Below are 24,544 nucleotides of genomic sequence, written 5' to 3' on the forward strand. Positions count from 1 at the left end.
CATCGCGCCGAGGCGTGAAGCGGCGGCGCGCTGTGTGCTGGCGCACAGGTCGTTTCGGCACGCTCCCGTCTATGCTACCATGGTCTCGTCAGCAGACTTCCCGCCCGTCGATCGAGTACAGAAGCCATGACCGTCCCTGCCCGCCCCCTTCCGGCCGCCCGTGCCCCGCTCCCGCGGCTCGCGCTCGCGGTCGCGCTCGCCCTCGGCGCGAGCGCCCTGCCCTTCCGGATCGACCTTTCCGGCGGGATCGCCCTCGCGCCGCTGGTCGCCGCCGCGCGCGAGAATGTCTCCATCGACAAGATCGAGATCGACACCAAGGCCGGAAAGGTCGTGCTGGGCGATCTCCGCGTCACCGGATCGAGCCTCGCGCGCGGGGAGATCGAGGCGATCTTCCGCGCCGCGAGCGCGCGCGATCTTGGTGATCGTCTTGCGAAATTCGACGCAGAATCGCTGCGCATCGGCACGATCCGCTGGCTTCAGGACAACGAATCCTTCTCCGGCGAGACGGTTTACGAGAATGTCGAGGCACGCGGCATCCGCGCCGGCGCAATCGGCCGGCTCGAGATCGCCGGCGCCAAGGGCAATTCGGTGATGAAGCTCGGCAAGCAGAAGGACAAGCCGACCCGCGTCACCCTGGGCAGGATGGCGATCGACGCCTTCGACCTCACCGCCGTGGCGCGCTGGATCACCGATGCCGATCCGACGGGCAAGGCGCCGATGAAGGCGCTGCACGGCCCCTATTCGATCGAATCGATGGAGATCACCGGCCCGGAGATCACCATGCGCGCCAACCGCACCACGGTTTCGGGCATCAAGGCGCGGCTGCCGCGCAAGCCGATCGTCGACATGATCAACGTGCTCGGCGAACTCGCCAAGCAGGAAGGCAAGGAGAAGCCCCAGCTCAGCATCGCGGCTTTGGCCGAGATCATCGATGTCTGGACCTCGTTCGAGATGGGCGAGGGCCGGATCGAGGGCATCGCCTTCGGCGGCAAGGATGAGAAGGGCAATGCCTTCGCGGCCACGATCGGGCCTGTCACCTTCGCCGGTGGCGCCAAGGCCGGCGGCGGCACCGAGGCGATCGACATCCGCGCTGCGGACGGCTTCTTCAAGATCAAGTCGAGCCGCTTCGAGGGCGATGGCTATGCCGCGCTTTTCGCCGGCCTCGCCAAGGCGGCGCTTGCCGGCGAGCAGGGGCAGAAGGCCTCGCTCGACGAGCGGACCCGCCTGGAGACGGCGTTGAAGGATCTCGTCCTGCGCGATCTCGTGTTCGCGATCGGCGGCATCGAGGCGGATCTTCCCGACACAAAGGCCAAATCCGAGCGCGTGAAGTTCACGCTGGCCGGCTTCGAAATGCGCGCCGGCAGCTTCGTCGGCGCGATCCCGACCGCAATCGGCCTCAAGCTCGCGAATTTCAGGATGCCGGTGCCGGCCAACAGCAAGGATGACGGCATCCGGACGCTGCGCGAGATCGGGCTCGATACGCTCGACCTCACGACCGGGATCGACGCGCGCTGGGACGAGAGCAAGAAAACCCTGGCGATCAACGATGTCTCGGTCAACATCGCCCAGCTCGCCAAGCTCGCGCTCAAGGCCGAACTCGGCAATATCGAGCGCAAGCTGTTCGAGGACCCGCAGGCCAATTGGGCGCTGGCGATGATGAGCGGCACCATCCGTTCGGCGAATGTCGCGCTCGAGAACGGCGGCGGCCTCGACAAGCTCGTCGCCAAGACCGCGAAGGACCAGAAGAAGACGCCGGATCAGCTCCGCGTCGAGATGCAGACCATGGGCCCGGCGATCATCGGCGCCTTCCTCTCCAACCATCCCGATGCCGCCAAGCTCGCCGAGGCGCTCGGCACCTTCCTCAAGACGCTCGGGGCGCTGAACCTCACTGCCCGCGCCGCCAATGGCGACGGGCTCACCTTCACGGATTTCGCCACCGCCTCCGGCAACCCGGCGGCGATCCTGTCGAAGATCCGCTTCGACGTCAGCGCACGCTGAACCGGTTCCGCCGGGGCCATCGGCGGGACAGACGACGAAAAGGGCGGGGTCTCCCGCCCTTTATCGTTTCTTGCGCCCGTTCAGCCCCGCCCCTGCGCTTCCACCACGGCGAGCGCGGTCATGTTGACGACGCCGCGCGCGGTGGTCGAGGGCGGCAGAATATGCGCCGGGAAGGCGGTGCCGAGCAGGATCGGCCCGACGGGCAGCGCATCGGCCAGCACCTTGGTGAGCTGGTAGGCGATATTCGCCGCGTCGAGATTGGGCATCAGCAGCACATTGGCCTCGCCGGTCAGCCGCGAATGCGGCAGCACGCGCTGGCGGATGATCTCGGAGAGCGCGGTATCGGCCTGCATCTCGCCGTCGACCTCGAATTCCGGCGCCGCCTCGGCAAGGCGCCGCGCCGCCTCGCGCATCTTGCGCGCGCTTGCGCCGTCATGGCTGCCGAAATCCGAATGCGAGACCAGCGCGATGCGCGGCTCGATGCCGAAGCGCCGGACCGCGCGCGCCGCCCGCATCGCGATCTCGACGAGCTGCGCGGCGTCCGGATCCTCATGGACATGGGTATCGGCGAGGAAGAACGCGCCCTTCGAGGTGATCATCAGGCTCATCGCGGCGAGTTCCTTGACCCCCGGTTCGAGGCCGATCACGTCGCGGATCATGCGCAGGCGCGACTGGAAGCGCCCTTCGAGGCCGCAGATCATCGCATCGGCATCGCCCCGCCGCACCGCGATCGCGGCGATCGTCGTGGTATTGGTGCGCACCAGCGTCCGGGCGCCGTCCGGCGTCACGCCCTTGCGCCCGGCGATTTCGAGATAAGTCTGGACGTAATCGCGGTAGCGCGGATCGTCTTCGGGGTTGACGAGTTCGAAATCCCGCCCCGGCCGGATCGAGAGCCCGAAGCGCTTGAGCCGCGTCTCCACGACATTCGGCCGCCCGACCAGGATCGGCACTGCGATCCCCTCCTCGATCGCGGTCTGCGCCGCGCGCAGGCAGCGCTCGTCCTCGCCCTCGGCATAGATCACCCGCTTCGGATTCTCGCGCGCGGCGCGGAAGATCGGCCGCATGATGAAGCCGGAGCGAAAGACGAAGCGGCCCAGCCGCTCCTCATAGGCCGGGAAATCGGCGATCGGCGCCCGCGCCACCCCGGTCTCCATCGCCGCGCGCGCCACTGCGGGGGCGATGCGCAGGATCAGCCGCGGATCGAAGGGCGAGGGAATGAGCGATTCCGGCCCGAAATTGCGCGCTTCCCCGCCATAGGCGCGCGCGACCACATCCGACGGCGCCTCGCGGGCGAGATCGGCGATCGCGCGCACGGCGGCGAGCTTCATCGCCTCGTTGATCGTTGTCGCCTGCACGTCGAGCGCGCCGCGGAAGATATAGGGGAAGCACAGGACATTGTTGACCTGGTTGGGATAATCGGAGCGGCCGGTGCAGATCATCGCATCCGGCCGCGCCTCCAGCGCCAGTTCAGGCATGATCTCCGGATTGGGGTTGGCGAGCGCCATCACCAGCGGCTTGTCCGCCATGCGCTTGAGCAGCTCGGGCTTGAGCACCCCGGCCGCCGAGAGGCCGAGGAAGATATCCGCCCCCGTGATCACCTCCGCCAGCGTCCGCGCCGGCGTCTCCTGGGCATAGACCGCCTTCCAGCGATCCATCAGCGTCTCGCGCCCCTTGTAGACGACGCCCTCGATATCGGTGACGAAGATGTTCTCGCGCCGGATGCCGAGCGAGACGAGCAGGTTGAGGCAGGCAAGCGCCGCCGCGCCGGCGCCGGAGGTGACGAGCTTCACCGTCGCGAGGTCCTTGCCGGCCAGCGCCACCGCGTTGAGGATCGCCGCCGCGACGATGATGGCGGTGCCGTGCTGATCATCATGGAAGACGGGGATCGCCATCCGCTCCCGGCACATCGCCTCGACCTCGAAGCATTCCGGCGCCTTGATGTCCTCGAGATTGATGCCGCCGAAGGTCGGCTCCAGCGCCGCGATCACATCGACGAGCTTGGCGACATCCTTCTGCGCGACCTCGATGTCGAACACGTCGATGCCGGCGAATTTCTTGAACAGGACTGCCTTGCCCTCCATCACCGGCTTGGCGGCGAGCGGCCCGATATCGCCGAGCCCGAGCACGGCGGTGCCGTTCGAGATCACCGCGACGAGGTTCTGCCGCGCCGTCAGCTCCGCCGCCTCGGCCGGATTGTCGACGATCGCCTCGCAGGCGGCCGCGACGCCGGGCGAATAGGCGAGCGCAAGATCGCGCTGGTTGCCGAGCGGCTTGGTCGCCACGACCTCGAGCTTGCCCGGCTTCGGCTGGCGGTGATAGACGAGCGCCCCCGAGCGCAGATCCTTCGACATCTCGACCGCCATGATTTCCCCCTCGGATTCGCGCGACCCCGGCACCTTATAGGAAAATCCGCCTGCCCTCGGAAAGGCCGTTCGCGCCCGGCCGGCCGCTTTGCGTTCCGCGCGCTTTCGTCGTAAGCGCGACGAAGCCCGGACGGACGGCCGGACAGGTGCAAGGAGACCGATATGGATGTGCGGGATTGCAACGGAACCCTGCTCGCCGAGGGCGACAATGTGCAGGTGATCAAGGATCTCAAGGTCAAGGGCACGTCCTCGGTGCTCAAGCGCGGCACCCTGATCAAGGGCATCCACCTCACCGACGATCCGGACCTGATCGAGTGCCGGGTCGAGAAGATCAAGGGCCTCGTCCTGCGCACGGAATTCCTCAAGAAGGCGTGAGGAGATATGTTCCGGCGCCTGCGGCGCGCATTGCGCAACCGCTTCCTGCCCGACCGCGCGCAGTTCGCCCGGCCGCCGGCGGATGCGCGGGCGCGCCGCGCCGCCTGGATCGATTTCCTGTTCGTCGATTTCGCGCTGCTCAGGCTGTTCTGGAAGAACCGCGCCCGGCTTTCCCCGCGCGCCTGGCGGATGAACCAGCCCTTTCCCTCGGATATCGCCTGGGCCCGGCGGCGGGGCATCCGCACGATCGTCACCGCGCGGCACGACCCGCACCATGGCGGCAACGCGCTCGTCGCCGAGGCCTGCCGGCGCCACGACCTCGCCTATGTCACCTTCCCGCTGTTCTCGCGCGCCGCGCCGAGCCGGGAGAGCCTGCTCGCGGCGCCGGATTTCTTCGCCGGGCTTGCGTATCCGGCGCTGTTCCATTGCAAGTCCGGCGCCGACCGCGCCGGGCTGCTGGCGGCGCTCTACCTGATCGTGGCGGAAGGCGTGCCCGTCCGCCTGGCGCGTCGTCAGCTCGGCCTGCGCTTCCTCCATATCCGCCAGTCCCGCACCGGCGTGCTCGACGCGGTGTTCGATGCCTATCTCGCCGCGCATCCGGACGAGGCGACGCCGTTTCTCGATTGGGTGCGCGCGGATTACGATCCCGCCGCCATCGCGCGCGCCCATCGCGCCGGCCGGCTTGCCGACCTTCTCGACCGGGTGATTCTCCGGCGGGAATGAGCGGGAATCGGCTATGGAACCGGCATGATCTTCGAACCGACCGCCCTGCCCGGCGCGTTTCTGATCCGCCCCGAGCCGCACCGCGACGCGCGCGGCTTCTTCGCGCGCCTGTTCTGCCCGGAGGAATGCGCCGCCGCCGGGCTCGATTTCACCAATGTCCAGATCAATCTCTCGCGCAACCCGGTCCGCCACACGCTGCGGGGCCTGCATTTCCAGGCGGCGCCGCATGCGGAAGCCAAGATCGTGCGCGTCACCCGCGGCGCGATCCACGACGTGATCGTCGATCTGCGGCCCGGTTCGCCCACCCGGCTGCGCCACGCCGCCTTCCGGCTCGATGCCGAGGGTGCCGAGGCGCTGTTCGTCCCCGAGGGCTTCGCACATGGCTTCCTGACCCTGGAGCCGGAGACCGACGTGCTCTACCAGATGGGCCGCGCCCATGTTCCCGGCCAGGCGCGGGGCTATCGCTACGACGATCCGGCCTTCGCGATCGCCTGGCCGGCGCCGCCGGCCCTGATCGGCCCGGCGGATCTCGCCTGGCCGGCCTTCCCCGCTAACCCCTGAGGATCACGGCGAGGGCGCGGGCATGCACGCCGCGCCAGGCTCGCGCCGGGTCCGCCGCACCCTCCTCCGCGCCCTCCTGCGCATCTGCAGCCGGTCCGAGCAGCCGATCCGCCAGCGCGGCGGCATGATCGACCGCGCCGGGACGCGCGGGCGCATCTCGTCGCCGCTTGAGATCGAGCACAACCCGGCCCGGCGCCACATGCGACAGGCTCTCGAACCGCCGGATCAGGGCCGCGAACGGCCCGCCGACCGATCTCCTCGCGATAGCAGGATGCGCCGGGCGCGTCGGGCAGGCGGCGATCGCCGCCGCCAGCGCATCGGCCGATCCGGTTTCCGCCGCAAGCGTTTCGAGAATGGCGATGCCGCGATCCCGCGCCGCGCCGGGCACATGGGCGAGCTGGTCGAGGATCATCGCGTAATAGCGCCCGTATTGCAGCGGCCGATCGCCGCCCAGGCAGGGATCCCCGGCATAGACATGCCGGCGCGCCTGCTCGATCCCCGCAAGGAGATAGAAGCCGAGGCAGGGAAACGGCCCGGCCAGCGCCTCGCGTACGGGGTCGGCCGCCGCCTCGCGCGCCACCGCGTCGAGCGCACGGTTCGCTGTGCCGACGAATTGCTCGAGCACGCTCGATCCGCCGCTCTGCGGCCCCATCGCCAGGATCGTGAACGGATGGCGGATATAGAGATAATCGTCGAGCATGGCGGGCAAGGCCGCCGAGAAATAGGCATCGACCTGCCCGCTCATCACCGCCTCGCCGGTCCGCGCCCGGAGCCGCTCGAGCACCGGACGGGCGACGAGGCCGTGATAGAGCTTCGGGGCGAAATCCTCGCGCGTGCGTTCCAGCTCGACGATCGCCTGCCGGTGCCGGGCGGCGGTCCGGCGCTCCGGCACGCCGTGGACAAGGCCGCGCCTGAGCCGAAGAAGCCCGCCGCCGCCACGCTTGTGCGCCGCCGGCCATTGATAGAAGAGCGGCGACCAGGCGAGCGCCGCCGGCCGCCGGCCGGCGAGAAGCGCGCGCAGGCGCGGCCATTGCGCCGGCAGGACCGCATCGTCATCGCCGATCAGCATCACGTAATCGCCGGTCGCGGCGGCAAGCGCATGCTCGAAATTCTGGCGCTGGCTCACCCGCACCGGGGTGCGGAGATAGCGGATGCGGGAATCGTCGAGCGCGGCGACGAGGCCGGGCGTCCCGTCGGTGCTGGCATTGTCCGAAACGAGGATCTCGAGCCCGGGATCGTCGATCGCGCACAGCGTCGCCAGCGTCGCGCCGAGCGTCCCGGCCCGCTCGCGGGTGGGAATGCCGATCGTGATCCTCATCGCCCGGCGCCTCCGCCGGGCAGCCGCAGCGCCAGGCCGCGCCAGCCGGCGGAGCGCAAGGCCGCGCGGAGCCGGGCCAGGAGGAGCCCGGCGAGGCCGAGCCGCGCCCGCTGCCAGCGCCATTGCCGCAGCCAGTCCGCCGGGCCGCCGATGCGCCGCCGCGCGAGCTTGGCGAGCGGGCTCTCGCGGCCCAGCCCGCGATCGCCGATCGCGTCGATCGTCGAGGCGTCGAAGATGTTGGAGCGGATCGGCGCCGGCGCGATGCCGTAGGTTTCGAGCCCGAGATCCCAGGGCCGGCGCAGATGCTCGTCGATCGGCAGGGTGCGAAGGCCGGGGCGCAGCAGCTTCCGCGCCCCGGAAAGGCTCAGGAGCTGGGCGCCGGTATTGTTCGGCACGCGCGAATAGAGCACGAGTTCGCGCCCACCCGGCAGCGCCGCGAGCCCGCGATACGGCGCCTTGGGCGGGTTGGAGAGGCGGAGAATGTCCCAGCCCGCCGGCAGCGCCGCGAGCGCCGCGCCGAGGAGCGGGCCGAGATCGGCCGGCAGGTCGAGATCATCCTCCAGCACCAGCGCATGCGGCAGCCCCGCCGCGACGATCCGCTGCGCCGCGACGAGATGGCTCGCATAGCATCCGACCTCGCCGGGCCGGAGTGTCGAGGCGATCCGGCCGGCCTCGTCGAGGAAATAGGGCCTGGCCCAGTCCGGCATCGCGAGACCGAGCACCGCCGGCACGCGGGTGAAGCCGAGCCCGATCCGGCCGAGTTCGGCGCGCATATGCGCGAGCCGCCCGGGATCCCGGTCGAGATTGATCAGCAGGACGGGAAGATCCGGCAGGCTCGTCACAGACGCATCCAATCCGCCGGGAAGAGGTCGTCCGTCGGGCGGGTCGCGGCGGCGGCCGGCGTGAACCAGAGCCGCGGCGCGATCCGCATCCCGCCCGGCCGGCGGTCGAGCCAGGCGCTCCACCATGAGAAGGAGGAATTCGCGATCACATGGTGGCGGGCGCGGCTCATCAGGTAGAGATCCTCGCCCGCATCGGCGCCGGCCATCGGCTCGGCATCCCCGAGCCGCGCCGCGAGCACGGCGGCGGCGGCGGCATCGTCGGAGAAGACGAAGAACCGCGCCCCCGCCACCCGCGCCCGGACCGCCTGCGCCGCGGCGATGTAATACGCCTCCGGCAGCACCGGATGCACCGCCCCGGCCGTCCCGCTCGCGTAATCGCCGCGCCGGACATGGACCGCCACGCTCGTCTCGCCTTCGAGCCGCACCGCGCGCCCCGCCGCGCCCGGCCCGGCAAGCCGCGCGGGATCGAGCAGCGCGGCGATCGCCTCCGCCCGGTCCTCGAAATAGCGCGGCGACTGGAAATAGCCGGCGATCAGCGCATCCCCCGCCAGCGCCGCGATGGCGGGATCATGCCCGAAGCCGCGTTCGACATGGACCGGGCCGCGCCACCAGCGCGGAACCGGCGGCCGGCCCGGCGCCCGGCGCTTCGCCACCTGCCGGCGCAGGGCAGCAACAAGGCCGCGTTCGGCAGGGCGGATCTCGGCCGGCAGCGCGAACGGCGCGAGCGCATAGCCGCGCGCGGCACCGGCCCGGAACCGCGAGAGATCGAAGACGAGACGCCCCCCTTGCCGCAGATGCAGGGCCAGGCCGGCCGCGGCCTGGAACATCTGGTTCCCCAGCCCGCCATGGAGCTGGACAACAAAGGTTGGACGCGCGGAAACCATGGCGCTAAATAGCCAGCCCTCCGGGCGCCGACAAGCCGGTTCGCGCCCCGGCCGGCGGCGCGTCTGCCCGGCCGCTCCCCGAACCTCTCAGCCAACCTCCTCCATCCCCCTTCCGCAATGGCCTCGATCGCGCTTCTTACCGCCCATGACCGCTTTCCCTGGTCACGCCAGATCCCCGGCGGCGGCGCGGCATGCGACGGATTCCGTTTCACCTTCGGAACAATCGCGCCCGATTGCGTGCTGGCCGCGGTCTCCGACGATCCCGGTCGCGAGATCGCGGTTCCCCTGCCGCGGGAGCGGCGCCTGGTGATCCTGACCGAGCCGCCCGGCATCAAGACCTATGCCCCCGGCTATCTCGACCAGTTCGGCATCGTGATGGGCCCGGTGCCGACGCCCGGCCATCGCGGCCGATCCATCATCGGCCAGCCGGGCCTGCCCTGGTTCTACGGCGTCGCGCTCGGCGCAGGCGGCAATGTCGCGCATCACGATGCCGATTCGCTCGCCGCCCTGCCGCCGCCGAAGAAGGAAGCCGCGATCTCGGTGGTCCTGTCGCGCAAGTCGCGCCTGCCCAAGCACCGCGCCCGGCTCGCCTTCGTCGAGATGGCGGAGAAGCGGCTCGGGGCGCGGCTGCGCATCTTCGGGCGCGGCTTTCGCGAGATCGCCGACAAGGCCGAGGCGATCGCGCCCTTCGCCTGCCATCTCGTCCTCGAAAACAACGATCTCGACCATTTCTGGACCGAGAAGACCGCCGATGCCTATCTCGGCTGGGCGCTGCCGCTTTTTTCCGGCTGCGCCAATCTCGACGCCTATTTCCCGGCCGGAAGCTTCGTCCGGATCGACATCGCGCGCCCCGAAGCGGCGATCGACGCGATGGCAGCGGCGCTGGAAACCGGGCAGCAGGCCCTGCGCCGCGATGCCATCGCCGAGGCGCGCCGGCGCCTGATCGCCGAGCACAATCTGTTCGCATTGCTGCCGCGGATCGCGCGCGATCTCGCCGGGGCGCCGGAAGCGGCCGCTCTGTTCACGCTGCGGCCGAACGCGGCCTTCGGCTTGCTTTCCCGCATGCGCCGCCTCGCGCGGCGCGCCAGCGCCTGAGGGTGCCGATGGGCCTCAACCTGATCCGCTTCGCGACCGATCCGCAATACCGCGCCGTCAAGCGCTGGAAATGGGCAAAGGGCGACGAGACGCTGCGCTTCTCGGTCGCGATCCCGCCGGGCGGCGCGGTGCTCGATATCGGCGCCTATACCGGCGAATACGCCGAGGCGCTGGCAGCGCGCGGCGTCGGGCGCATCGAAGCCTTCGAGCCGGTGCCGGATTACGCTGCCGCCTGCCGGGCGCGCGCGGCGCGGCACCCCGCGATCCGCGTCCACGAGTACGGCCTCGCGGACCGCGATTTCCGGACGCGGATGACGCGCGACGGCCTCGCCTCCAGCAGCTATCGCAACCATGGCGCGACGATCGAGGCGGAGTTCCGCGACATTGCCGGCATCCTCGCCGCGCTTGACCTGCCGGAGATCGCGCTCGCCAAGATCAATATCGAGGGCGGGGAATACGCGATCCTGCCGCGCCTGATCGAGACCAGGCTGATCACGCGGTTCGCCGCGCTGCTGATCCAGTTCCACCGGATCGATTCCGGCTCCGAGGCTGCCTATGCGGCGATCGCTGCCGGGCTCGGCGCGACGCACGCGCCCGTCTGGCGCTATCCCTTCGTCTGGGAATTGTGGCAGCGACGCTGAGTCTCAGCCGGCGCCGTGCTGCATCGCGACGAGCCGCGCATAGGCGCCGCCGGCTGCGACGAGCGCATCATGCTCGCCCTGCTCGGCCACCTGCCCGTTCTCGATGACGATGATCCGCTCCGCCTTGCGCACGCTCGCGAGGCGATGCGCGACGAGGATCGTCGTCCGCCCGCGCGCGAGATCGGCAAGCGTCGCGCGGATCGCCTCCTCGGTCTCGGCGTCGAGCGCCGCGGTCGGCTCGTCGAGCAGCAGGATCGGCGCATCGCGGAGGAAGGCGCGGGCGATGGCGATGCGGCTGCGCTGGCCGCCGGAGAGCCGGCTCGCGAGTTCCCCCACCGGCGTCTCGTAGCCCTGCGGCAGTGCGAGGATGAAATCATGCGCCTGCGCGGCCCGCGCCGCCGCCTCGATCGCCGCGTCATCGGCGCCCTCGCGCCCGGCGGCGATGTTCTCGCGGATGGTGCCGTCGAACAGGAAGGCATCCTGGCCGACATAGGCGATCGCAGCGCGCAGCCGCCCGGCATCGAGGCTGGCGATATCCTGCCCGCCGATGGTGATGCGCCCGGCCTGCGGGGTGAAGAAGCGCAGGATCAGCGCCAGGATCGTCGATTTGCCGGAGCCGGAACCGCCGACCAGCGCCGTCGTCTCGCCGGGGATAAAATCGAGCGTCAGCCCCCTCAGCACGCGCGTGCCATCGGGATAGGCGAAGTCCACCCCCTCGAACCGGATGGCGCCGCGCGGATCGGCGAGATCGCCGCCGCCGGATGCGCCGCCAGCCCCGCCGCGATCCATCATCTCGTAGAAGAGCCGCACGCCGACAAGCCCCTGCTCGATCTGGAGCTTGGCGCCGGCGATGCGGCGGGCCGGATCATAGGCAAGCAGCATCGCGGTGATGAAGGAGAAGAACTCGCCCGGCGTCGCGCCATGGCCGATCACCCGCCAGCCGCCATAGAGGATGACGAGCGCCATTGCGATGCCGGCCAGCGTCTCGACGATCGGCTGCGCCCGCGCAGCGAGGATCGCGACCTTGTTCATGTTGCGGCGCTGATCGTCGATGATGCCGACGAGCCGGCGCTCCATCGCCGCCTCGAGCCCGAACGCCTTGACGACCCGGAATCCCTGCACCACCTGGCGAAGCTGGTCGGCGATGCCGATCGTCAGCCCGTAATGCCGCTTCATCGCGAGCCGGATGCGCTTGCCCAGCCCGCCGAGCAGCACCGCCGCCACCGGCAGCACCACCAGAACCCCGATCGACAGCCAAGGGTCCTGCACCAGCATCACCCCGACAAGCCCGACAAGCGACAGGATATCGCGGCCGAGCCCCGTCACGATCACCTGGAGCACCTGCCGCTGGGCATCCGCCGACATCGCGATCTTCTGCACCGTCTCGCTCGAGGTGCCGGCGAGAACCACCCCGACATCCTCGGCGAGCAGCCTGCGCACGAGCCGTTCCTGCCCATCCGAGACGATGGCGGCGCCGATGCGGTTGAGGATCACCCCCTGGCCGTAGGAGGCGAGCCCGCGCGCGACATAGATCACCAGCACCGCAACCGCGACGAAGACCAGCGCCGAGCGGCTCTTGGCGATGAACACCTCGTTGATGATGTCCTTCATCAGCCAGGCGGTGGCGGCGGTCGTCGCCGAAACCACGGCCAGCAGCGCGAAGGCCGCCGCGTAGCGCCAGAGATGCGGCCTGCCGGTCTCGACAAGAAGCCGGACGAGATCGCGCCGGCCCTGATCCGGCGCGGCGGACGCGGGGGCGCTCAAGGGCTCATTTCTCCGGCAGGTTCACGCGCAGATGCAGCTCCCGGAGCTGCTTCGGCGTGGCCTCGGACGGGGCGCCCATGAGAATGTCCTCCGCGCGCTGGCTCATCGGGAACAACGCCACCTCGCGCAGATTCGCCTCGCCGCAGAGCAGCATCACGATGCGATCGACGCCCGCCGCCATGCCGCCATGCGGCGGGGCGCCATACTGGAAGGCGCGATACATGCCGCCGAAGCGCTCCACCACGCTCTCCTCGCCATAACCGGCGATCTCGAACGCCTTGACCATGGCTTCGGGCCTGTGGTTGCGGATGCCGCCCGACGCCAGTTCATAGCCGTTGCAGGCGATATCGTACTGGAACGCCTTGATGGTCAGCGGATCCTGCGAGGCAAGCGCTTCGAGCCCGCCCTGCGGCATCGAGAACGGGTTGTGCGAGAAATCGATCTTCTTCTCGTCCTCGTTCCATTCGAACATCGGGAAATCGACGATCCAGGCGAATTCGAACCGCTCCTTGTCGGTGAGGTTCAGCTCCTCGCCGATCTTGAGCCGGGCGAGGCCGGCGAATTTCACGAATTTCTCCGGATCGCCCGCGACGAAGAAAGCGGCATCGCCATCCCTGAGGCCGAGTTGCGCGCGGATTGCCTCCACGCGCTCCGGGCCGATATTGTTGGCGATGGGGCCCTGCCCGACCACCGCCTCGCCATCGGCCTTGAACATCAGATAGCCCAAACCCGGCTGGCCTTCGCCCTGCGCCCAGGAATTCATCCGGTCGCAGAACGCGCGGGAACCGCCGCCGGCGGCCGGAATCGCCCAGACGCGGTTCCGCGCCTCCTCGAGAATGCGCGCGAACACCTTGAAGCCCGAGCCCCGGAAATGCTCGGAAACATCCTGCATCACGATCGGGTTGCGCAAATCCGGCTTGTCCGAGCCGTATTTCGCCATCGCCTCGGCATAAGGAATGCGCGGCCAGGGCGAGGGCGTCACCGGCTTGCCCGCGCTGAATTCCTCGAACACGCCGCGGATCACCGGCTCCATCACGGCGAAAACATCTTCCTGCTCGACGAAGCTCATTTCCACGTCGAGCTGGTAGAATTCGCCGGGCAGCCGGTCTGCGCGCGGATCTTCATCCCGGAAGCACGGCGCGATCTGAAAATAGCGGTCGAAGCCGGCCATCATCAGGAGCTGCTTGTATTGCTGCGGCGCCTGCGGCAGCGCGTAGAACTTGCCCGCATGGATGCGGCTCGGCACCAGGAAATCGCGCGCGCCTTCCGGCGACGAGGCGGTGAGGATCGGGGTCGAGAATTCGTTGAACCCCGCATCCCGCATGCGCGCCCGCATCGATTCGATGACCTTCACGCGCGTCATGATGTTCCTGTGCAGCCGCTCGCGGCGCAGGTCGAGGAAGCGGTAGCGCAGGCGGGTTTCCTCGGGGAATTCGGTGTCGCCGAACACCTGCAGCGGCAATTCCTTCGCCTCGCCCAGCACTTCGAGGGCGGTGACGAACATCTCGACCGCGCCGGTCGGCAGGTTCGGGTTCTCGGTCCCGGCCGGGCGCCGGCGCACCGTGCCGTCGACGCGGATCACCCATTCGGCGCGCACGCGCTCGGCGTCGCGGAAGGCGGGGCTGTCCGGGTCCACCACGATCTGGGTCATGCCGTAATGGTCGCGCAGATCGATGAACAGCACCCCGCCATGGTCGCGGATCCTGTGGCACCAGCCGGAAAGGCGCGCCTCGGCGCCGATGTCGGAGGCGCGGAGCGCGCCGCAGGTATGGGAGCGGTAGCGATGCATGGCGATTCGATCGGTTGGTCCTCGGCACGGGCCGGGGATTCGGCCGGGCCTTGCGGTCGGGCCGGACATGAGCGAGGCGGATGCGGGCTTGTCAAGCAAGGAAAGGGAAAACCGCGTTTGGGGGAGGACAATTCGCCCGTTTTGCGCTAGAGCGCGCCGGATGCCGAACCACGATTCCGGTGCGGGCTCGCTGCCCGCCTTCATCACCGAACCGCCCGCGCCGCCGCGCCGCGCGGCGCCCCAGGCTCCGCCCGAGCCGCTTCGCGAGGCCCCCGCAGCCGCGCCCGAGCCTGCGCCGGAGCGATCCGGCAGCGAGCCCCGGATCGCGGAGCCCGGAACCGGCCCGGCTCCGGCGGCCCTGCCCGTTCCGCCGCTCGTCACCACGAGCGGCGCGCTTGCCGAGGCCTGCGCGCGCCTCGCCCGCGCCGAATTCGTGACGGTCGACACCGAATTCATGCGCGAGACGACCTATTATCCCAAGCTCTGCCTGATCCAGATGGCGAGCGACGACGAGATCGTGCTTGTCGATCCGCTGGCCGAGGGGCTCGATCTTCGCCCCTTCCTCGATCTCATGGCCAAGCCGGCGGTGACCAAGGTCTTCCACGCCGCCCGGCAGGATCTCGAGATCATCTGGCAGAAGGGCCGCATCATCCCGCATCCGCTGTTCGACAGCCAGGTCGCGGCCATGGTCTGCGGCTATGGCGAGCAGGTTTCCTACGAGAGCCTCGCCTCGGGGCTCGCCGGCGCGAAGATCGACAAATCCTCCCGCTTCACCGATTGGGCGCGCCGGCCGCTGACGGAGGCGCAGCTCGCCTATGCGGCGGCGGATGTGACGCATCTGCGCACCATCTATCGCAAGCTCAGCCAGCGCATCGCACGGCAGAATCGCGCGCATTGGGTGGCGGGCGAGATGGCGATCCTGGAAAATCCCCGCACCTACGAGACCCATCCCGAGGATGCCTGGCTGCGCGTCAAGGCGCGGATCCGCAAACCGGTGGAGCGCGCAGTGCTGATCGAGCTCGCCGCCTGGCGCGAGCGCGAGGCGCAGACGCGCGACGTGCCGCGTGCGCGCGTGCTGAAGGATGATTGCCTCGCCGAGATCGCCGTGGCCCAGCCGACGAGTGTCGAGGCGCTCGGCCGCCTGCGCGCATTGCCGAACGGCTTCGAGCGCAGCCGCGCCGGCGCCGAGATCCTCGAGGCGGTGCAGCGCGGGAGAGCGCGCGATCCGGCGACGATCCCGCCTTTCGAGGCCGAGCGGCCGGGCGGCTCCGGGGCGCTCGTCCAGCTCCTCAAGGTGCTGCTCCAGGCGGTCGCCGAAAAAAACCATGTCGCCGCCAGGCTCATCGCCTCCGCCGAGGAGATCGAGCGGCTGGCCGCCGCCCCGGGCGACGATCTGCCGGTTCTCCAGGGCTGGCGGCACGAGATCTACGGCGAGACGGCGCTGAAGCTGATCCGCGGCGAGGTCACGATCGGCCTTGAGAAGGGCCGCATCGTCACCGTGCCGCGCTGAACCGGCGGCTTCCGCCGGCATGCACTGCCCGGCTCAGGCCGCCATGCGGGCGAGGAATTGCTCGATCTCGTTGACGAGCACGTCCGACGAGGTGGCGAATTCCTTCGAGAGGTTGTCGAGGGCGTCGGCCGCGGCGGCCGTCTCCTCGATCGCCTTCTGAACCTCGCCGAAGCCGCTGCGGATGATGTCGCCGCGCTGGGCCGCCGAATCGGCGTTGGAGGCGATGTCGCGGGTCACCTGCTCCTGCTCGGTCACGGCGGAGGCGATGACGAGCGTCGTCTCGTTGATCGAGGTCAGGCCCTCGCCGATCTCGCGCGTCGCGCCCGTGACAGCCTGGGTGACCCCCTCGATGGACTTGACCAGTTCGGCGATCTCGGTCGCGGCCTTGGAGGTGCCGTTCGACAATTCCTTCACCTCGCTCGCCACGACGGCGAATCCCTTGCCGGCTTCACCGGCGCGCGCCGCCTCGATGGTGGCGTTGAGCGCGAGTAGGTTGGTCTGCGCCGCGATCGAGGAGATGACGGAGACGGCGGTGGAGATCTTCTCGACCGCTGCCGACAGATCCCCCGCGACCGTCTCGGCGCGATGCCCGGTCTCGGAGGCGCGCCGGACGATGGCGGCCGCCTCGTTCGAACGCGCGGCGATCTCGGTGATCGAACTCGCGAACTGGTTCGTGGCGGTGGCGACCTCGGAAATCGCGCTGGCGCCGGCCTCCGAAGCCTCGCGCCCCTCGGCGACCCGCTCGCCCGCCTGCGAGACCACGGCCCGGATCTCGCCGGATGTCAGGCGTACCTTCTCCGCGCCCTGCCTGAGCTGCCCGAGATTGGCCTGAAATGCCTCGCGGAACTGCGCGACGATCCGGTCCATCTCCGCCTTGCGCTCGGCGATGCGCCGCGTCTCTTCCGCCTGCCCGGCCTCAAGCTCGCGCTGCCGGACAACGGCCTCGCGGAATCCCTCCACCGCCTGGGCGATCAGGCCGATCTGGTCGGTGCGATCGGTATGGGGGACCGAAATGTCGCGGCTGCCGGAGGCGAGCGCATTGGTCGCGGCGGCGACGCGGTCGAGCGGCCGCAACAGCCGCCCGGTCGCGAACAGGAACAGCAGGGCCGCCATCACCAGGACGAAAGCCGAGCCGATCAGCACGTCGCGGATGAACCCGGTCGAGACCGCCGAGAGTTCGGACATCTTGCCGACGCCGATATAGAGCACGCCCACCGGCTTGCCGGCGGTGTCGATCATCGGCAGATACCCGGTCTGATACGGCTCGCCGAGGATATGAGCGATGCCGCGATAGGCCTGCTTGCGCATCATGTAAGGGTAGACGACCCCGTTCTGGCCGAGCACGGTGCCGACCGCGCGCGTACCGTCCGGCTTCTTCACCGTCGTCGCGATACGGACGAAATCCTTCTTCTCCTCGTTCCAGCGGAAGATGGTCGCCGTGCCCTTGTTGATCTCCGAGATCGCGTCGACGATCTGCGTCAGCTCGTGCGCGGACATGGCATCGATCAGCGAGGCCGAGGTCATCACCTTCATGATCTCCGGCTCGCCCGCAGCGTTCGGCTCGACCTGGAAGATCGGGATCCGTTCATTGGTGATCCGCGCCGCCACCCGCAGGGAGGTCAGCGTCCGGACCTCGATATCCTCGGCAATCTTCTGGTTGAGGCGGTGCAATCCGACCAGCGTGGTCGCGCCGACCGCAAGAACGGTCAGCAGGATCGAAACGGTGACAAGCTGCATGCGCAGTGAGGCGGTGAAAACACTAAGGCGACGAAAGGCCATGTCGGGCTCCGGATGGTCGCGACGATTTGGAGCCAAGCTCGCAGATCTTGCTTAAGACTTTTCAAAGAACGGCGGATTGCAGGCCGTGTCAGCCGGCGATCCGGACCTCGAAGCCAAGCCCGAACATCCGCGCCGCCTGCTTGAGGCGCCCGGCCAGCCGCTCGTTGGAGAGATTGGCGAGGTGTTGCGGCAGGGTCTGAACCAGCCGCCCGCCGCTGGCCCGCAGCGGCGCATGCGGAAGCGCGCCGACCTGGCCGGCCGAGATATTGTAGGCCACGCGCAGCAGGCAGCCGAGCGCGCGGGCCCGGTCGATCTCGGCAAGGCCGAGCAGCGCCCGCAGCGGCGGCTCGGTATTCTCGGTCAGGCCCTCGTAGCGGGCGTGCTGCACGCTCGCCAGGAAGGCGCGCTCGCGATGGTCGAGCGCCGGCAAAGCCGCATAGGCGACGACGCGCGCGGCCTCCTCGGCGCGGTAATCCGGATTCGCCCGCCAGGCGACTTCGGAGACGAGGCAGGCCGCGTGGCGAATGCGTCGCTCTTCCGGGCTCTCTTGCGGAAAGCCCGAGGCCGCGAAGGCATCGGTCCAGGCGATCAGCTCATCCGCGTGGTCCGGCGCGCGGGCATGCAGGTCCGACAGCGCCCGCGCGCCGACCAGCAGCGGATCCTGCGCCTGCGCCACCTGCGGCAATTGCGAATAGAGCACCCCCTCGCGCACGCCGCTCGTCGAGATCACGAAGCGCGCGGCCTCGGAGCGCAGGATCACCTGCTCGAGCACCGCCGCGCCATAGGGCAGCAGCGGCCGCCGCTCGCGTGCGATCTCGCCGATCGCCGGCAATTGATCGAGATCGACCTTCTGGATGTCGCGGCAGAATTCCGCGATCGCCCGCGCGGGCACGCTGTAACCGTGCAGCACGTTGAGCGGATAGCCGGTCTTGGCCATGTGGAGCCGCGCCACAGCGCGCCACGTGCCGCCGATGGCGATGATGTCGCGCCCCCTGGCGCGGGCCAGCCCCGGCACGCCGTCGAGCGCGTCGGCGATGATCCTGGCCGCGCGCTTCATGCTCTTGCCGGAGGCATCGCGCAGCGCGAGCCCGCCGAGTTCGAGGCTCGTCCCCTGCCCGAGCCCGCCATCCTCGACATCGATCAGTTCGAGCGAGCCGCCGCCGAGATCGCCGACGAGGCCGTTGGGGCGGTAGAGCCCGGCGACGACGCCGAGCGCGGCGAGCCGCGCCTCCTCGTTGCCGGTGAGCACCGCGACCTTCTCGCCGAGGATCGCCTCGACCTCGGCGATGAAATCCGGGCCGTTGGCGGCGCGGCGGGCGGCGGCGGTGGCGAGCACGAAGGTCTTCTCGACCCGCATCAGGTCGCAGAGCACGCGGAAGCGCTTCAGCGCCTCGCGCGCCTCGGCGATGCCGTCGCGCGGCAAAAGCCCGGTGACCGCAACCTGGCGCCCGAGCCCGCACAGGCTCTTCTCGTTGAACATCGGCACGGGCGCGCGCGTCAGCCGGTCATAGGTGACGAGCCGCACGGAATTCGACCCGATATCGATGACCGCGACCGGGCCCTGCGTCAGCGAGAAGGGCGGCATCCTACCCGCCCCGCGCCGGGGAATCACTCCGCGGCGACGCGCTTCTTCGAGAGCGGGCGGGGGCGGGAAATCTTGAGCGATGTGCCACGACCGGAAAGGCTCGGATTGGTCATGAAATATTGATGGGCGTTGAAGGGCTCCTCGCCCTCCGCCGGCCTTATGCGCAACGACGAGCCGTCAGGCAAGACCCGCCAGCTCTGCTGGTTGTCGAGAATGTTGGCGTGCATGATCTGGCCGAGCACCTGCTCGTGCACGGTCGCGTTCATGATCGGGCAGAGCGCCTCGACGCGCCGGTCGAGATTGCGCGGCATCAGGTCGGCGGAGGAGATGTAGACGGTGGCCTTCGGATGCGGCAGGCCGTGCCCATTGCCGAAGGCATAGATCCGGGCATGTTCGAGGAAGCGTCCGACGATCGATTTCACGCGGATATTGTCCGAGAAGCCGGGGATCCCCGGCCGCAGGCAGCAGATGCCGCGCACGACCAGTTCGATCTGCACCCCGGCCTGGCTCGCGCGGTAGAGCGCGTCGATGATCACCGGATCGACGAGGCTGTTGCACTTGCACCAGATCTGCGCCGGCAGCCCGGCCCTGGCATGGCCGATCTCGGCCTCGATATGCTCGATGAGCCGCTTCTTCGCCGTGACCGGCGAGACCGCCATGCGCTCGAGTTCGGCCGGCTCGGCATAGCCGGTGATGAAGTTGAAGATCCGCGCGACATCGCGGCCGATGATCGGGTCCGCGGTGAAATAGGAGAGGTCCGTGTAGATCTTGGCGGTGATCGGGTGATAATTGCCGGTCCCGACATGGCAATAGGTCACGAGCCCGGCCGCCTCGCGGCGAACGACAAGGCTCAGCTTGGCATGCGTCTTCAGCTCGATGAAGCCGTAGACGACCTGCACCCCCGCGCGTTCAAGGTCACGCGCCCAGCGGATATTCGCCTCCTCGTCGAAGCGCGCCTTGAGCTCGACGAGCGCGGTGACGCTCTTGCCCGCCTCCGCCGCCTCCGACAGCGCGCGCACGATCGGCGAGTTGGACGAGGTGCGGTAGAGCGTCTGCTTGATCGCGACGACCGCCGGGTCGCGCGCCGCCTGCTCGAGGAAGTTCACCACCACATCGAAGCTCTCGTAAGGGTGATGAACGACGAGATCCTTCTGGCGGATAGCCGCAAAGCAATCACCGCCATGCTCTCGAACGCGTTCGGGAAATCGCGGGGCATAGGGCACGAACTTAAGGTCCGGCCTATCCACCCCCACAAGCTGGCTGAGATCGTTGAGCGCGAGCATCCCGTCGACGACGAAGACCTCGCGCGGCTTGACGCGCAACTCGCGCGCGACGAAGGCGCGCAGATCCTCCGGCATGGAGGCCTCCAGCTCCAGCCGGATGACCACGCCGCGCTTGCGCTGCTTGAGCATGGTCTCGAAGGTGCGGACCAGATCCTCCGCCTCCTCCTCGATCTCGATATCGCTGTCGCGGATGATGCGGAACGCGCCGATCCCCTTGACGACATAACCGGGGAACAGCGTCGGGATGAACAGCGTCATCGCCTGATCGAGCAGGATGAAGCGCGCCGCGCCGTTACGGTCCGGCAGCCGGATGAAGCGCTCGAGCTTCTGGGGCATGCGGATCAGCGCCTTGAGCGTCCGCCCGTCGCTCTGCCGCGCCAGCGACAGCGCGAGGCTGAAGCCGAGATTGGGGATGAACGGGAACGGATGCGCCGGGTCGATAGCCAGCGGCGTCAGCGTCGGGAAGATCGAAGTGATGAAATGCTCGCGCAGGAAGGCCTCGTCGCCCTCGGCGAGATCGATCGGCGGAACGACGATGATCCGCTCGGCCTCGAGCGCGGCGCGCAGCTTGCGCCAGCGATCCTGCTGGTCGGCGGTCAGCGCCTCGATTTCGGCCGTGATCAGCTCCAGCGCCTGCTCCGGCGAGAGCCCGTCATCCGAGGGGGTCATCACGCCGGCGATGGTCTGCTCGATCAGCCCCGAAACCCGAACCATGAAGAATTCGTCGAGATTATTGGCCGAGATCGACAGGAAGCGGAGCTGTTCGAGCAGCGGATGGTCGCCATTGCCCGCCTCCTCCATCACCCGCCGGTTGAACTGGATCCAGGACAATTCGCGGTTGATGAAACGGGACGGGTGGGAAGTGAGATCCTCCGGCGAAAGCCCGCTCACATCCTGCGAAATCGACATCATCCGGCCCCCGCGCCCTTTCCGCCGGCCCGATGCCGGCTCATCCCCTGATGCCGGCAGAATATGACAAGTCGACGACAGGGAAAGAGGGGGCGGCGCTCAGTTCAGGAAGCCGTCGATCCGTTCCTGCGCCAAGCCGGCTTCGGCGAGCAGCGCCTCGGCATAAAGCCGCGCCGCCGGGCGCAGCGGCCGCACCGCATCGCGCACGAGATGGAACCGCGCCTGCAAGGGCAGCACATGCGACGAGACATGCACCAGCGTCACGCCATCCACGAGATGCCGCCCGGCGGGCCGGCTCATCCCGATCCCCAGCCCGTGCCGCACCGCGGCAACGACCATCGGCTGTTCCTCGAACACATGGTCGATGCTCCGCAGCCGATAGACATGCCCCTGCGCCTCGAACCAGCTCCGCCAGGTCTGTTCGGAGCCGACATGCACCAGCGGATACCGCAGAATGGCCTCGGGGCCGATCTCGGCCGCAATCGCGGCCCCCGCCATCGGCTGCACATCCTCCTCCCCGAGCGCGATGCCCCGCGTTCCCTGCCAGATTCCGAGCCCATAGCGGATCGCAAGATCGGTGCCGTCGGTGAAATCGATCGGCCGGCGGTCGAACAGATAGCGCACGCGGATGCCGTTGGTGCGCGCGGCGAGCCGGGTATGGCGGGGAAACAGCCAATCCTCCGCGAAGCTGTAGAGAAGCGACAGCCGCACCGTATCCGGCTGGGCCCGGCTGCCCTGGCGCAGCGCGCCGCCGATCAGATCGAGCGCGTCGCGGAAACGCAGGAAATGCGCCGCCCCCTCCACCGTGAGCTGCACGCCTCGCGCCTTGCGCTCGAACAACCGGACACCGAGCCGGTCCTCGAGATGGGCGACCTTGCGGCTGAGAGAGCTGTGCGAGAGGCTGAGCCGTTCGGCCCCGGCCGAGAACGAGCCCGCCATCGCCACCTCGACAAAGGCCTGGATCTCTTCCAGCGGCAACCGTCGCGGGAGTGAGCTGTGCATCTGGCGCACATATCCTTTCAAAAACACGCAATGTATCAATTAAACGATGCGCATTACTCTGAGAATGGGACATGCTCGAGAATCGCTCGGAGTCACGCAGAAATGATAGCCAACAGCCCGGAAACGGGCGTTGCGGAGGTCGCGCGCAAGGTCATGCTGACGCAGCTCATCCAGGTCCAGGCCATGGAAGTGCTGTTGGCCGATCTTTCGCCCTGCCTCGCGAATCTGGATGATGTCGCCGCGCTCGGCGCGCTGCTCGAGGATATCGGCAACGCCTATCTCGATCTCGCCGAGGAGATCGCCGCCAAGCGGGCGGCGCCGGCGCATCATTCCTGAGCGGGATCAGGGGCTTCTCGACCCAGGAGATCGGCGACGAGCGCGCGGGTCACGGGCCGCTTGAGGATCAGCGATTGCCGGTCGAGCGCCGCGACGAGCCGCTGCACGGCAGCGTAGGAGCGCTCGATCCGCGCCAGCGCATAGGCGACGATGCCGGCATCGATCGTCACCTGCCGATCCGCGAAATGCTTGACGAACAGCGCGCCGAGCAGCGCGTCGTCCGGCTCCTCGAGCACCAGCAGCGGCTGCGCCCTGAGCCGGGAGCGGAGATCCGGAATACGAATCGCCCAGGCATCCGGCGGGCGCCGCGCCGTCATCACCACGAAGAAACCGCGCTCGCGCGCGAGGTTGAGCAGGTGGAACAATGCCGCCTCGTCGAGCGACACATTGTCGCAATCCTCGATCACCAACGCCGGCCGCGCGGCGAGATCGGGCACCGCGGCGGCATCGAGATGCGCGGCGCGCAGCATGGTTGCGCCGGATTCGGCGGCGAAGATCGCCGCAAGATGCGATTTGCCGCTGCCCTCCGGCCCGGTGATGATCGCCGCCGGCGCAAGCCAGTGCGGCCAGCGCAGGATGTGATCGAACGCCGCCGCATTGGCGCGCCCGACCATGAAATCCTCCCGCCCGTAGCGCGGCGCGGTATCGAGCGGCAGCGGAAGCTGGCCGGCCCCGCTCACGAATCCGTATCCCGCGCGGGCGATGGCGGCGCAACCGCCGCGCCGCGCCCGCCGCTATAGAGGCGGCTTGCCAGATATTGCCGCAGCGCGAAGCGCACCAGCACGCCGATCACCGCCGCGAGCGGCACCGCGAGCATCACCCCCACGAAACCGAACAGCGAGCCGAAGGCGAGCAATGCGAACATCAGCCAGACCGGATGCAGCCCCACCGCCTTCCCGAGCAGTTTCGGCTGCAGCACATTGCCCTCGATGAACTGCCCCGCCGCGAAGATCGCCGCGACCACGACGATCATCGACCATTCCGGCCAGAACTGGCCGAAGGCGACCCCGACGGACAGGACAAGCCCGGTCAGCGACCCGACATAGGGAATGAAATTGATCAGCCCGGCGATGATCCCGATGAGAAAGCCGAAATGCAGGCCGACAAGCGACAGGCCGACGGCATAGAACAGCCCGAGCAGCACGCAGATCGTCGCCTGCCCGCGCAGGAATCCGGCGACCGACTGGTCCATCTCGCCCACCAGTTCGCGGATCACCGCCCGATGCTGGCGCGGCAGCCAGGAATCGACCGTCGCGACCATCCGATCCCAGTCGAGGATCATGTAGAAGGCGATCACCGGGGTCAGGACCAGCAGCGAGAGCAGCCCGAGGATCGCCTGCCCGCCCGTCAGCAGCGAGGTCAGCAGCCCGGCGAGCCATTTTGCTGCATCGCCCACCGAGGCGGCGAGCGAAGCCTGCATCGATTGCAGCCGCTCCGCGCCGCCGAACCGCTCAAAGAGCGGCCCGCCCTGCTCCGCCAGGAGCCTCTGGAGACGGGCGATAGAGCCCGGCAGCTTGGCCGAGAGTGCAGTGATCTGCTCGCCGAGCAACGGCACCGCCGCGATCAGCATCAGGATGAAGAACAGCACGAAGACCAGGAGCACGAAGCAGGTCGCCGCGAGGCGGCCGATCCCGGTCCGCTCGATGAGATCAACAAGCGGATCAAGCAGATAGGCAAGGATCAGCGCGGCCACGAAGGGCATCAGGATGCCGGAGAACAGCCACAGGAACAGGATGAGCCCGGCGAGGCAGGCGCTCCAGAAGCCGATCTGTCGTTGCAGCGTCATC

20 protein-coding genes are annotated in these 24,544 nt (G+C 68.8%); 8 read left to right on the forward strand and 12 right to left on the reverse strand.

Annotation, left to right across the window (positions count from 1 at the left end; translation table 11 throughout):
* The first annotated feature begins 126 nt into the window (after positions 1-126).
* Positions 127-1,998 carry a hypothetical protein gene (locus FWJ24_RS07685; RefSeq protein ID WP_150287216.1) on the forward strand — a complete coding sequence of 624 codons (1,872 nt, stop codon included), beginning with the start codon at positions 127-129 and terminating at the stop codon, positions 1,996-1,998.
* Between the two features lie 80 nt (positions 1,999-2,078).
* Here the strand turns inward: FWJ24_RS07685 and FWJ24_RS07690 are convergent, their stop codons facing one another.
* Entirely contained in the window at positions 2,079-4,361 is a 2,283-nt protein-coding gene (locus tag FWJ24_RS07690; protein ID WP_150287217.1) for an NADP-dependent malic enzyme, read from the reverse strand.
* Positions 4,362-4,523: 162 nt separating this feature from the next.
* On the opposite strand from FWJ24_RS07690, the gene FWJ24_RS07695 reads away from it, so the two are divergent.
* The 3 genes from FWJ24_RS07695 to FWJ24_RS07705 are packed head-to-tail and all read left to right on the forward strand — an operon-like array spanning position 4,524 to position 6,020.
* Positions 4,524-4,736, forward strand: a complete 213-nt coding sequence (locus FWJ24_RS07695; RefSeq protein WP_150287218.1) for an alkylphosphonate utilization protein — start codon at positions 4,524-4,526, stop codon at positions 4,734-4,736.
* A gap of 6 nt (positions 4,737-4,742) precedes the next feature.
* Positions 4,743-5,459 (forward strand): fused DSP-PTPase phosphatase/NAD kinase-like protein, encoded by a 717-nt coding sequence (locus FWJ24_RS07700; RefSeq protein ID WP_246155600.1) that lies wholly within the window; start codon positions 4,743-4,745, stop codon positions 5,457-5,459.
* 24 nt (positions 5,460-5,483) lie between these two features.
* Positions 5,484-6,020 carry a dTDP-4-dehydrorhamnose 3,5-epimerase family protein gene (locus FWJ24_RS07705; RefSeq protein WP_150287219.1) on the forward strand — a complete coding sequence of 179 codons (537 nt, stop codon included), beginning with the start codon at positions 5,484-5,486 and terminating at the stop codon, positions 6,018-6,020.
* On the opposite strand, the gene FWJ24_RS07710 is transcribed toward FWJ24_RS07705, so the two are convergent.
* From FWJ24_RS07710 to FWJ24_RS07720, 3 genes are read right to left on the reverse strand one after another with little or no spacing between them, the layout of a single operon-like run.
* Complete coding sequence (locus FWJ24_RS07710) at positions 6,010-7,338, reverse strand: glycosyltransferase family 2 protein (RefSeq protein WP_166443624.1); 1,329 nt, start codon at positions 7,336-7,338, stop codon at positions 6,010-6,012. The two genes, FWJ24_RS07705 and FWJ24_RS07710, sit on opposite strands and share 11 nt — an antisense overlap.
* Positions 7,335-8,180, reverse strand: a complete 846-nt coding sequence (locus tag FWJ24_RS07715; protein ID WP_166443625.1) for a glycosyltransferase family 25 protein — start codon at positions 8,178-8,180, stop codon at positions 7,335-7,337. Before FWJ24_RS07715 ends, FWJ24_RS07710 begins: the two co-directional genes overlap by 4 nt.
* On the reverse strand, positions 8,177-9,007 hold the full coding sequence (locus FWJ24_RS07720; protein WP_166443626.1) for an alpha-1,2-fucosyltransferase: 831 nt from the start codon (positions 9,005-9,007) through the stop codon (positions 8,177-8,179). The genes FWJ24_RS07715 and FWJ24_RS07720 overlap by 4 nt, the downstream gene beginning before the upstream one ends.
* A gap of 174 nt (positions 9,008-9,181) precedes the next feature.
* Here FWJ24_RS07720 and FWJ24_RS14600 point away from each other — a divergent pair, with 174 nt between their 5' ends.
* Both FWJ24_RS14600 and FWJ24_RS14605 read left to right on the forward strand, forming a co-directional pair.
* Entirely contained in the window at positions 9,182-10,159 is a 978-nt protein-coding gene (locus FWJ24_RS14600) for a hypothetical protein (RefSeq protein WP_166443627.1), read from the forward strand.
* A gap of 8 nt (positions 10,160-10,167) precedes the next feature.
* The gene (locus FWJ24_RS14605) at positions 10,168-10,800 is read left to right on the forward strand and encodes an FkbM family methyltransferase (RefSeq protein ID WP_166443628.1); all 633 of its coding nucleotides are present in this window, start codon (positions 10,168-10,170) and stop codon (positions 10,798-10,800) included.
* Between the two features lie 3 nt (positions 10,801-10,803).
* Here the strand turns inward: FWJ24_RS14605 and FWJ24_RS07730 are convergent, their stop codons facing one another.
* Together FWJ24_RS07730 and aspS are read right to left on the reverse strand one after the other, a co-directional pair.
* Positions 10,804-12,564, reverse strand: coding sequence for an ABC transporter ATP-binding protein (locus FWJ24_RS07730; RefSeq protein ID WP_150287223.1), 1,761 nt, complete (start codon positions 12,562-12,564; stop codon positions 10,804-10,806).
* 4 nt (positions 12,565-12,568) lie between these two features.
* A complete protein-coding gene (gene aspS / locus FWJ24_RS07735) occupies positions 12,569-14,353 on the reverse strand; it encodes an aspartate--tRNA ligase (protein WP_150287224.1) in 1,785 nt (594 codons plus the stop codon).
* A 160-nt stretch (positions 14,354-14,513) separates the two neighbouring features.
* On the opposite strand from aspS, the gene rnd reads away from it, so the two are divergent.
* Entirely contained in the window at positions 14,514-15,863 is a 1,350-nt protein-coding gene (rnd, locus tag FWJ24_RS07740) for a ribonuclease D (RefSeq protein ID WP_150287225.1), read from the forward strand.
* A 33-nt stretch (positions 15,864-15,896) separates the two neighbouring features.
* Here rnd and FWJ24_RS07745 read toward each other — a convergent pair whose 3' ends face one another.
* The 4 genes from FWJ24_RS07745 to FWJ24_RS07760 all read right to left on the reverse strand — a co-directional run bounded on the left by FWJ24_RS07745 (position 15,897) and on the right by FWJ24_RS07760 (position 22,421).
* Positions 15,897-17,642 (reverse strand): methyl-accepting chemotaxis protein, encoded by a 1,746-nt coding sequence (locus FWJ24_RS07745; protein ID WP_150287226.1) that lies wholly within the window; start codon positions 17,640-17,642, stop codon positions 15,897-15,899.
* Between the two features lie 88 nt (positions 17,643-17,730).
* A complete protein-coding gene (locus tag FWJ24_RS07750) occupies positions 17,731-19,227 on the reverse strand; it encodes a Ppx/GppA phosphatase family protein (protein WP_150287227.1) in 1,497 nt (498 codons plus the stop codon).
* Positions 19,228-19,250: 23 nt separating this feature from the next.
* A complete protein-coding gene (locus FWJ24_RS07755; protein WP_246155601.1) occupies positions 19,251-21,419 on the reverse strand; it encodes an RNA degradosome polyphosphate kinase in 2,169 nt (722 codons plus the stop codon).
* 99 nt (positions 21,420-21,518) lie between these two features.
* Positions 21,519-22,421 (reverse strand): LysR family transcriptional regulator, encoded by a 903-nt coding sequence (locus tag FWJ24_RS07760; RefSeq protein ID WP_150287229.1) that lies wholly within the window; start codon positions 22,419-22,421, stop codon positions 21,519-21,521.
* 102 nt (positions 22,422-22,523) lie between these two features.
* On the opposite strand from FWJ24_RS07760, the gene FWJ24_RS07765 reads away from it, so the two are divergent.
* Positions 22,524-22,757, forward strand: a complete 234-nt coding sequence (locus tag FWJ24_RS07765) for a hypothetical protein (protein WP_150287230.1) — start codon at positions 22,524-22,526, stop codon at positions 22,755-22,757.
* Here the strand turns inward: FWJ24_RS07765 and FWJ24_RS07770 are convergent.
* Both FWJ24_RS07770 and FWJ24_RS07775 read right to left on the reverse strand, forming a co-directional pair.
* Entirely contained in the window at positions 22,748-23,437 is a 690-nt protein-coding gene (locus tag FWJ24_RS07770; protein WP_150287231.1) for a P-loop NTPase family protein, read from the reverse strand. The two genes, FWJ24_RS07765 and FWJ24_RS07770, sit on opposite strands and share 10 nt — an antisense overlap.
* A complete protein-coding gene (locus FWJ24_RS07775; protein WP_150287232.1) occupies positions 23,434-24,543 on the reverse strand; it encodes an AI-2E family transporter in 1,110 nt (369 codons plus the stop codon). Before FWJ24_RS07775 ends, FWJ24_RS07770 begins: the two co-directional genes overlap by 4 nt.
* Position 24,544 lies beyond the last annotated feature (1 nt).

Source organism: Rhabdaerophilum calidifontis (assembly GCF_008641065.1).
In the GTDB taxonomy this organism is placed as follows: Bacteria; Pseudomonadota; Alphaproteobacteria; order Rhizobiales; family Beijerinckiaceae; genus Rhabdaerophilum; species Rhabdaerophilum calidifontis.